This is a genomic window from Rhodopseudomonas parapalustris (assembly GCF_053772255.1).
Map to the genome: position 1 here is coordinate 63,409 of NZ_JAMKBZ010000025.1, position 8,495 is coordinate 71,903.

Annotated in this window: 6 protein-coding genes; 3 read left to right on the forward strand and 3 right to left on the reverse strand. The window is 61.6% G+C overall.

What is annotated here, in order from left to right; genetic code table 11:
• Both M9H71_RS19335 and M9H71_RS19340 read left to right on the forward strand, forming a co-directional pair.
• Complete coding sequence (locus tag M9H71_RS19335) at positions 1-3,342, forward strand: DEAD/DEAH box helicase (RefSeq protein ID WP_455406549.1); 3,342 nt, start codon at positions 1-3, stop codon at positions 3,340-3,342.
• 304 nt (positions 3,343-3,646) lie between these two features.
• The gene (locus M9H71_RS19340; RefSeq protein ID WP_455406550.1) at positions 3,647-3,877 is read left to right on the forward strand and encodes a helix-turn-helix transcriptional regulator; all 231 of its coding nucleotides are present in this window, start codon (positions 3,647-3,649) and stop codon (positions 3,875-3,877) included.
• 227 nt (positions 3,878-4,104) lie between these two features.
• On the opposite strand, the gene M9H71_RS19345 is transcribed toward M9H71_RS19340, so the two are convergent.
• Genes M9H71_RS19345 through M9H71_RS19355 form a run of 3 tightly spaced genes read right to left on the reverse strand, consistent with a single transcriptional unit; the run spans position 4,105 to position 7,503 of the window.
• Positions 4,105-5,040, reverse strand: a complete 936-nt coding sequence (locus tag M9H71_RS19345; protein WP_455406551.1) for a plasmid partitioning protein RepB C-terminal domain-containing protein — start codon at positions 5,038-5,040, stop codon at positions 4,105-4,107.
• Positions 5,033-5,908, reverse strand: coding sequence for a plasmid partitioning protein RepB C-terminal domain-containing protein (locus M9H71_RS19350; protein ID WP_455406552.1), 876 nt, complete (start codon positions 5,906-5,908; stop codon positions 5,033-5,035). Before M9H71_RS19350 ends, M9H71_RS19345 begins: the two co-directional genes overlap by 8 nt.
• 29 nt (positions 5,909-5,937) lie before the next feature.
• The gene (locus M9H71_RS19355; RefSeq protein WP_455406553.1) at positions 5,938-7,503 is read right to left on the reverse strand and encodes a recombinase family protein; all 1,566 of its coding nucleotides are present in this window, start codon (positions 7,501-7,503) and stop codon (positions 5,938-5,940) included.
• A gap of 118 nt (positions 7,504-7,621) precedes the next feature.
• Here M9H71_RS19355 and M9H71_RS19360 point away from each other — a divergent pair, with 118 nt between their 5' ends.
• Positions 7,622-8,251 (forward strand): hypothetical protein, encoded by a 630-nt coding sequence (locus M9H71_RS19360; RefSeq protein ID WP_455406554.1) that lies wholly within the window; start codon positions 7,622-7,624, stop codon positions 8,249-8,251.
• The last annotated feature ends 244 nt before the right edge of the window (positions 8,252-8,495 follow it).

The following is an 8,495-nucleotide window of genomic DNA, read 5'->3' on the forward strand; positions in this document are numbered from 1 at the left end:
ATGGCCTCCCGCAAGCGACCCGCCGGCTCCAACCAGGGCGATCTCTTCAACCCCGAGGTCGAACTCCTCCTGCCGGCTCGGTTTGCCGTTGACGGCAAGGTGCTGGGAAGCCCTGTGCGCCAGTTGGCAGTTCCGGCGCGGCGGGTGCGTAGCCGGCTGCGCCCCTTCGCCATCCGCCGCGTCAATGGTTACGAGACGACCCTCGAATCCGGCGAGGTTCTCAAGATCATCAGTGCGAAGACGGCGACGCCATTGGAAGCCGATCTCGTTCTCCTTGTGCCCGGCGCAACGGAGCCGGAACGGATCGCCGAAACGCTCGAACTGGGTGAAGGCCGGTGGATGAATGCTCCGCCTACCAGCATCGACACGCTGGATCGCTCCGCGCGCGCCGAGCGCCTGACGGCCGTCTCCACTTCCTGGACCGACGCGATTCATTTGCGCGAAGGACGAACTGCGGCGGGCGATCAGCCGGCGCAGCCTGGCCTGCGGCGTCCGCAAATCGGCGCGCTCCATGCCGCGCTTGCCCACGCGACGCGATCGACGGAACCGGCCACCATCGTCATGCCAACGGGCACGGGTAAGACCGAAACAATGCTGGCGCTCAATGCCAACCAGCGGTTCGAGCGCCTGCTGGTGGTGGTGCCTACCGACGCGCTGCGCGATCAGATCGCGGGCAAATTCGAGACCTTCGGCGTCCTGAAACAGCAGAAATGCCTCGATCAGGCCGCAGCCTTCCCCTTGGTCATGCGGCTCTCGCATATCCCGACCAGCCAGGCCGAAGTCGATGAAATCTTCGACAGCGCCAATGTCGTCGTCACCACGATGCAGATCGCCGGCCGGGCGGAAGCCCCGGTTCAGGAGCGGCTAGCAGCCCGTGCATCGGCTTTGTTCATCGACGAGGCGCACCATATCGGCGCGCCGACCTGGTCGCGGTTCCGTGGCCTCTTCATCGACCGGGATCCGCCGCTTCCGATCTTCCAGTTCACCGCTACTCCATTCCGTGAGGACGGCAGGCGCGTCGACGGCGAGTTCATCTATACCTACCCGCTCAAGAAGGCGCAGGCCGAGGGCTATTTCAAGCCGATCCGGTTCGAGGCGGTATTCGGGCTCGATCAGCCCGATGCCGACCCTGCGATCGCCGAGAAGCTCGGTGAAGTCCTCCAGGCCGACATGAAGGCCGGCCTCAATCATCTCGCCATGGCGCGTTGCCAAACGATCGAACGCGCCAAGGATCTTCACCAGCTCTACAGCACGATGTTCCCCGAGTTCCGCCCGGTCATCGTTCATAGCCAGCAGTCGATCCGCGAGCGCCGCGCGAGCCTTGCCGCGCTGCGACGCTTCGAAAGCCGGATCATCGTATGCGTCGACATGCTGGGCGAAGGCTTCGATCTGCCGGAACTGAAGATCGCAGGGCTGCATGATCCGCACAAAAGCATCGCCGTCACCATCCAGTTCGTCGGCCGCTTCACCCGGCAGGATCCGCGCTTGGGCGACGCAACCGTCATCGCCAACACCGGCGTGGACGACATCGATCGGTCGCTCGCCAAGCTCTATGCCGAGGACGCCGACTGGAACGCTCTGGTCGAGGCTCTAAGCACCGCTAAAATTGACCGGCAGGTTCGGCGTGCCGAGATGTTCAAGGGCTTTGTCGGCGATCTCAGCGACATTCCCTTACAGACGCTCGAACCGAAGATGAACGCCGTGGTCTATCGCACGGCTTGCGACGCCTGGGAGCCGCTACGTGCCGAAGACCTCTATAATCCCGGCGTCTATCTCGGCATGAAGGTCAACCCGCATCAGCGGGTGGCCATCTTCGTCACCCGCTCGGAGGAGCAGGCGGGCTGGACGACCGCACAGCACGCCACCAACATCGTCTGGGATCTGCATATGATGCACTGGGATCCCGACAAGAAGCTCCTCTACATCAGCAGCTCGGCCAAAGGCCCCTATGATCGACTGGCCAAGGCTGTCTGCGGTGACACGACGCGGCGCGTCGAAGGTGAGGAAGTTTTTCGCAGTCTTCATGGCTTCAATCGTCTCATCCTGCGCAACCTCGGGCTCACGCACCATCAGGGCCGTGGCGTGCGCTATTCGATGTATATGGGCGTGGACGTCGCCGACGGGTTGGACACCGCGAAATCGCAATCCCGTATCAAGAACAATGTCTTTGCGACCGGCTTCCTGGATGGCGTGCCGGCCTCGCGCGGCTGCTCGGCCAAAGGGAAATTCTGGTCGATCTCTCCTGTTCGCGACCTCACCGATTGGGTCGAGTGGTGCAGTGACATTGGCGCGGCAATCAACGATCCGGGCATCACCACCGATGGCGTCTTCAAGAGCGCCATGCGCCCCCGCCAGATCAATGAGCGGCCGAGCGTTCCACCCGTCGCAATTCACTGGCCGGAATCTCTGCTGACACAGATCGAGGACCGGATCGAGATCAGCTTCGACGAGGTCGCCGCACCATTCGCGGAATGCGACATCGAACTCGTGGACCACGAACGCACTGGGCCGCTGCGCTTCGCAGTGCGCAGCGATACACAGATCGCCGAGTTCGAAATCGTGTTCGCGGAAGGCGGCGCCCGCTATCCGCAACGCTCAGGGCCGAAGGCGACGATCAAGGTCGGCGGCAAGGTGAAGACGCTGTCTGAATCCTTTGGCGAAGACTCCCCGCAGATTGATTTCGGAGACGGCTCTCTCCTGATCTACAGCCACCTTTATGCTCTGCCCGATGGTGTTCAGGTCGAGCCTTATCCTTCAGATCGGATCGAGGTTTGGGACTGGTCGGGGACGAATATCCGAGCAGAATCGCAAGGGTCAGAAAAACGTGCAGATTCCGTCCAGCGGCGCGTCATCGAGACCTTGCTCGCCGATGGGGACACCTACGATCTGATTTTCGACGACGATGGAGCCGGCGAGATAGCAGATGTGGTGACGCTCCGCCTCACCGAGGGCCTGGTCCAAGTCACGCTCCATCATTGTAAGTTTTCGAGCGCCAACACACCCGGCGCCCGCGTGAAAGATCTCTACGAAGTGTGCGGGCAGGCCCAAAAATCCGCCCGCTGGCGCGACCGTCCCAGCCGCATGTTCACGCATATGCTCAGGCGCGAGAAGCTGCGCCTCGACAAGGGGCAAGGTTCCCGCTTCGAATATGGGAACGCCGCGTTCCTCAAGCGGCTGAAAGCGAGCTGGCAGGACTATCGCTACGAATTTGACGTCCGCATCATTCAGCCCGGCCTGTCGCGGGCGGCGATCACCGAGGAAGGGCTGCATTTGCTCGCCGGAGTCGAAACCTATCTGCTGGAAACCCGCGCGATGAAATTGCGGGTCATGGGCAGCGCATAGCCGCATAGGGCGTGCCTCGCGTCTCCCCTAACAGCCCTTCCGCTGTGCGCTACGCTTGATGCCGTTATGGTTTACGAGTGGGACGATCACCTCCGCCCGCCTATTTATATCCATGACTAGCCGCGTTCCCTACGCCTGACGATTGACACTTCACTGGCCACTTCCGCGCGCTCATGTTCGGTCATGCAGGAGCGTGCGCCATCGAAGCTCGGTCAGCGTGCCGGTGCCTCTGAATGACCGACACATCCCGAAATGCGCCTCGCGCTCGACCATCAACGGCAGATCTTCTGCCGAAGGAGGGCTTATGTCAGAGACCACATTCCTCACACCGGAAGAGGTAGCCGAACGCTATCGTGGCAGCGTTTCCGTCGGCACGCTTCGGAACTGGCGTGCGATGAAGATCGGGCCATCGTTCGTAAAAATCGGCAAGGCGGTTCTCTACCGTGTGGATGAGCTTGAGGCGTGGGACGACAGGAATCGCGTGCAATGCCACGCCTCCAAGCGAATTGAGCAAGACGCCGAGGATCGCGCGTGATCGCCCAGCACAAATGACGGGCGCGCCGGTCGGCGCTCCCGACGCGCCCGCCCGTCTTCAGTTCATGCGAGGCAAACCACCTCTCATGCGGCTGGACCATATGACGGCCAGCCTAGTGGGCCTTATGCGGGTTCGCCGCCATTCCCACCACCATGCTTGATCCGCCCCACAGTGCGGCTTCTCCCATGGTCCCCGCGCTTATCAGGTCCGGGTCCCCGTATCTGAACTCACGGGCCCGGCGTTTCCGCGATCGGGCCGAACGTGTCGATCTCAGCGATCTTCTGAAACTCGCTGAGATAGTCCTGCTGATACGTCGCCAGCCAGCGGACCACCCGACTGTTCGCAAGGAGCTTGGCGATGTATCCGCGCGCGACAGTCAAATGCAGATTGTCGATACCGTAGGTTTCCTCGACCGACTTCACTTGGGTCTGGAGCGCCGCCAGTTCCCGTTCCATCCGGGCGATCTGTTGACCCGAGGGCGTCGGCTTGCCGCCGCCCTTTCCCCTCTTGGTGGCGGCAAGCTGGTTTTCGGATGTCGCAGCGCGCAGCGCGCGCGCAAACATGACCGTAAAATTGTTCTGGCCGATCATCAGATCGGCGGCTTCAATCTGCCGGACGGCTGTCATCTGACGCAGAATGTCGAACACCTTCATCGAGCAAGGCGTATCCTTCAGCATCTCTGCTGCCTCGGCGCTGATCCCCTCCAGCAACCGGGAACGCCGCAGCACAGACTGCACCTGGAGGTTCAGGGCATCTGCAATGTCAGCCGACGACACGCCTCGATCCATCGCCCGCGTAATCATCCGGTGCTCTTGGATCGGCGGGATGCGATTTACGCGCTTGTTATAGGTGTAGGTGTCATCATCGGTGGCAAGCAGGCACTCGACCTCGTCGATGCCGAGTTCTTTCAGCGCCTCGACCCGAAGATGACCATCGAGGAGGAACCAGGTTCCGGCATTCTTTGTGTCCGCCATGACGACGGGCGCTTCAATCAGACCGATCGCTTTGATGGAGCTCAGAACCTGCGAATAGGATCGGCTAGCCCTGGCGCCATCGGGTAGCACCTTGAGTGGAACGATTGCCGCGACGGGAATCGTCAGGAAATCGCGGTCGAAGGCGAGATGGATACGCCCATCCTCCTGGCCCTTCGGTTCGTTACGCATGGTCGCCTCCAGCCACGCGAGCTTCGAGCGCCCGAGGCATGGTCGCCAACCCTTCCGCTCTCAGCAGATTGATGAACCCGTCGTTGGCCAGCAGATCCTTCAGCGCCTCGACGACGAACAACAGTCGGGTCTGGGTGAAATCCGACTTCTTGACGAGCAGGCGCTGCTTTTCGGCCTCGCGCTGATAGACCTGCATCAGATCGGCGGCCGTCATCCGGCGGGAGTTAGTGCCTTTCCGACCCAGGCGCCCGGCAGGTAAGCCGCCCTTGCGTTGACTTCGCATCCGCATGTCGAGCAGGCGGCGCACGGCGGCCAGCTTCTTGCCCCTGAGCTTGCCGGTCTCATAGGCGTCAAGGAGCAGGTTCTGCGCCTCTTCCGTCTCGGCCTTGGAAATCTCCATCGCCAGGGTGATCGGGATGAGGCCGGTCTCGACCGCGGCCACCAGCCGCTCCTCGCCACGCTCAAGAAGCGAGGCGATCATATTGACCCAGGACGCACCGACGCCGATCTTCTCGGCGATCTCCGTATCGCTGTAGCCACGAGAGCGCAGAGCGCCGATCTCCTTCATGAGGTCGATGGGACGTGGGGTGCGCCGCGCGATATTTTCGACCAGACTCATTACGAGGCACTCGCTCTCGCTGGCCTCGATCACCACAGCCGGAATCTCGGTCTGGCCCAGCATCTGGAAGGCTTCCAGCCTCCCTTCGCCGCAGACGAGATCGTATCTCGGCCCCCCGGCGCCATCACGGCGGCTCACCGTGATCGGCCGCTTCAGGCCGATGGCCTCGATGTTGTTCACGATCTCCCGATGCTGGCGCTTGTTGCGCGCGCGTGGGTTCAGCACCGTGATCCGGGAGATGGGGATCATTTCGATCCTGTTCGGTCGAACAGCAGGCATCAGGCGGCCTCCCCAAGAGGAATGGGCGTGGCGATGTCATAGAGAAGATCAAGGCCGTCGAAGCGGTAGGCATCGAACGCGAGAGCATTTTCCTCTCCCAGCCGCAGCTTTTCGGAGAGCATGTCGATGCGCGGGAACAGGTAATAGTCGAACGGCGCGCGATTGGCGCTGTCCATTCGCACGACGATCGTGATGTCGGGCGCAAGCGAGGTGTCGAAGCGTAGATTCCACCGCAGCAGCCCGGTCGGCGTCTCGACGCACCGGGCCACCACCACAGAGAGGCTGAACTCGCCGTTGACGATCACTCGGTCGGTCTGGAGATCTTGCCAGGCATCGCTGCCTGCAGCCCGCAATCCGTCGAGCACCTCGCGGAGTATTTCGGGATGGAACTTGCGCAGCTCGCGGTTGATTTCGACGTAGCGGTAATCGCGATCCGGTGTGAAACCCACGAGGCTGTAGGCGCGAAGCAGGCTACCAAAGCGGGAACTGTAGGCGCTGCTGGATGGCATCCCCTCGCATTCGTCGATGACGATACCGGATAGCAAACCCTTCTGTTGGTAGAGCCTCCTCAGAGATTGCAGCATCTCCTCGTCGCTCAGGCGGAAGGAGCGCGCACTGATGATGGTTCTTGCCGCCTCGAACAGTTCGCGTTCGACGACGGCCGCGAAGGCGTCCTGCGACCTGATCCACATCTCGGGGTCGTTTTGGACGCGCTTCTTCTTCAACTTGAAGGAGCGGCGATTCCACACGTTGTCGCCGACATACTTCTCATTGATCAGAATCTGGTGGACCGTTCCCCTGGTCCAAGGGCGTCCAAGATCGGTCGGAATGCAACGTTGGTTGAGATCGGCCGCAATTTCCCGCTCGCTGTATCCCTGATGGACGAAGGCTTGGTAGATGCCGCGCACCAGCTCGACTTCTTCCGCGGGGCCAAGCGTCAGGATCACCCGATCGGTCTGGATGCTCTTGTGTTCTCCGCGGTCGAGAACCCCTTTGATGACGCCTTGCTCGTCGATCAAGGTTCGGCGCAGCCCGAAGCCGGCAGGTCCGCCCTGACGGTAGCCCTTCTCGATCAGCCGCCCCTGGCCCGCGAACACCTTGGACGATAGCTCGCGGCTATACTCGCCGGCCATCGCACGCTTGACCCCTTTGACGATGGTCGAGATTGGGCTGCCGTCGTTGTCGAATTGCTCCGCGCAATACTCGACGGCGATGCCGGCCTGCCGGCAGATATATTCGTAGTAGGCGCTCTCGTCGGCATCCTGAAAGCGGCCCCAGCGGCTGACGTCATAGACGAGAACCAAGGTGAAATCGACGCTCCCGGACTGCACGTCCTCAATGAGCTGCCTGAGCGCGTCACGGCCTTCTATCTTGAGGCCGCTCTTCCCGGCGTCGGCATAAGTTCTGACGATCTCTATTCCGCGTGCTTCGGCATACTGCTTGATCGCGTCGGACTGGTTTTCAGTCGAATATTTTTGATGGTCCGTGGACATGCGGACGTATTCGGCAGCCCGAAGAGGACGTTCAGGCTGCCCTGACCGTTCATCGTAAAGTCGCTGGCCCATCACATTACGCCCTCCCGAAATTGCCTGCGGCGGTCCGGGCGACCTACCGCCGCAGCGCATGACGGGGCTTTGCCGCCACTCCGCACGGAAACCAGTCTAGCTGCGGAGAAAACGGAAGATGTTGCCGAAAACGGGCAGGAAATTTCCTCTATGGACAGGCGTTCTTGGCGGACGCGACACCTACGCGCAGACCATCGCCGAGCTGCTGCGCAAAGAGCATGGAGACAGCCGGCGCGCGATCAAGCAGCTCATGCGTCAGACCGATGCGAGCGAGAGGACCGTGAAGCATTGGCTCTCAGCGCAGCACGGGCCGGATACGGTGTATTTCCTGCGCCTGGTAGTTTCGTCGCCCGTCATCAGGGCCTTCGTGCTCGGCCTGCTCGAAGGCCCTGCGGCGATCCCGTTGACCGGCCCGGTGGATCGCATATCGCTCGCCAGAGCCCGTGAAGCCTATGCGGCCGGCGAAGCCGCTGGCGGACGTTCAGCAACGGGTGCGCGAGAATATGACCCTGAACGTGTCCCTGAACGTGACCCAATAAATGTCCCTGATCGGGCAGACATCAATGAGCGACAACGCTGGTTTCTGGGCCGAGTCGTCGAGGGTCGATGCGACGCCAGGGAGATCGCGGCTGTTTGGGACGTCAGTCTGAAGACCGCCCGACGGGACATCGCCGCGCTCAAGGCGGCAGATCTCATATGCTATGTTGGATCACCGAGGAAAGGGCGGTATCGCAAGACGACTGGATAGCCAGAAGCCCAGCTCGCGGAGGCCCCGAGGGCTCCGCCGAATCGGTGGGCTTGAATTGTGAGGCGGAAAGGATGAAGTTCGGTGCCGTGCGTGACGTGAACTCGCTGAGCGCGCTGATGATCGCCCGTGACGATCACGATGGCGCACTAAGCGCAGCCCCCAAACCCCGGCACCCCCTTCAGGGGTTCTTCGAAAATATTGTTAAATATCAACATGATAATGAACGCCGTGGGATGATGCACAA